The organism is Flavobacterium sp. 316 (assembly GCF_000967805.1).
GTDB classification, from domain to species: Bacteria; Bacteroidota; Bacteroidia; order Flavobacteriales; family Flavobacteriaceae; genus Flavobacterium; species Flavobacterium sediminilitoris.
This window is the reverse complement of sequence record NZ_JYGZ01000007.1, coordinates 17,981-19,484: the sequence shown is the minus strand read 5'-3', so window position 1 is coordinate 19,484 and position 1,504 is coordinate 17,981. Positions and strand designations below refer to the sequence as shown.

The window sequence follows — 1,504 nt, the reverse complement described above, 5'->3', positions numbered from 1 at the left end:
GTTTTGAGAAATTATTTATTATTTCTTCTAAGAAAGTATATAATAAGAACTTTTTTGTTTTTTCACCAAATGATGTAGACTTCATAACGGAATCAAAAGCTGCTTTACTATCTAAAATACTACCATCGCTTACAGCAATTTCTTTTATTCTATTATTCTTAATTATATAATCATAGATATAATGTCTATAAAATTTATATTTTACTAATGAGTCATTTATCTTATAATCTATAACTTCATTCTCAATTTCATTTTTCAAGTTTATATGCAATAAATTATAATAATTTCTCTGTTTATAATAATTATAATTTACCAATGAAAATTCATTATTCTTATAAATTGAATCAAGAAAAATTCTCTCTTTCGATAGTTCCTTTACAGCGTTTAAATAAATATTTTTCTTAAGTGCTTCAATATTGAAATCTTTTCTTGATAATATACTTAAATCATCAATATAAAATATAGGGTTGTTCTTGCTTTGAATAAAATAAGGGTATTTTGATTTAAATATAAATTTCCTTACCAAAAAGTCATAATCTAAATCATGTTTTCTAACTTCTTTATTTATTATTTTAAAATTAGGCGTTTTATCAATATAATTAATATTTACAGAATCTCCTTTTTTAACTAAAATAGAAATCTCATCAAAAGCATTATAAGAATGTACAATCTCAATATAATCCTCTTTATTAGGTATTTTTTTTATACTTTTCTCTTCATTAAGCTTTAAATTAAAAACTTCATTATCAGAAAAATATTGAACATCAAATTTAGAGTTTTCGATTGTTCCTCCTGACTTTAGTGGATACAAAAAATCTTTCGGCACATCTAAAAAAGAAACCACTATTGTATCTAATACAACTTTCTTGTTTTCTGAGAGAGTAACTGACTTCTTATTACAACATAAGAAGATTAAAAAAAGAAAAACAATATTTTTCATTTTATTACAATTTTATTAAAAAATGAATCAAAGACTTGGGCAATTGCCCAAGTCAATAATATTAAAGCCAAGAAGCTTTGTCGCATGAATCACAACACCATTTACCACCACCATAAGTATCTCTTAAATCTTTAACTTGATCTAGAGAAATGTCATGCATAATAAATCCAGAAGAGTGCATCCAAGCACAAGTACCGGCTCCTGCTACAGTTTTCATTTGATCTTTTGAAAGTAATTTAACTCCTGTTAAATTTAAAATTGATTTTTTCATATTTATTTGTATAAAAAATTAAAAATATCTAGACTTTTTAAGTCAGCTAGATTTCTGACTATTCTTGCAAGAATATTTTATATATATTGAGTATATACATTTGATTTCATAGATATCAATATAAAAAATACAAACATATTTGTGCAAATATAAAATAAACCAATCACAATAAATTACAGAAAAACTATACTTTTTGTTAAATTTTACAAATATTTTTTCAATTCTGTTATAATTTCCTGACTATCTGGACTTGGAGCATTATCATTTACTAATTTTCCGTTTTTATCGTAAAT

The 1,504-nt window shown here is 23.3% G+C and carries 2 protein-coding genes; both read right to left on the bottom strand.

The window, feature by feature from the left end; translation table 11 throughout:
* Positions 1-940, bottom strand: a 940-nt coding sequence (locus SY27_RS18910; RefSeq protein WP_045971918.1) for a hypothetical protein, incomplete at its 3' end; no start/stop codon positions are given.
* 61 nt (positions 941-1,001) lie between these two features.
* Positions 1,002-1,211 (bottom strand): hypothetical protein, encoded by a 210-nt coding sequence (locus tag SY27_RS15215; protein WP_045971916.1) that lies wholly within the window; start codon positions 1,209-1,211, stop codon positions 1,002-1,004.
* Positions 1,212-1,504: the final 293 nt, after the last annotated feature.

Excerpts from the sequence above, each read along its gene's own strand:
- SY27_RS15215 (WP_045971916.1), bottom strand. The coding sequence starts at position 1,211 with ATGAAAAAATCAATTTTAAATTTAACAGGAGTTAAATTACTTTCAAAA.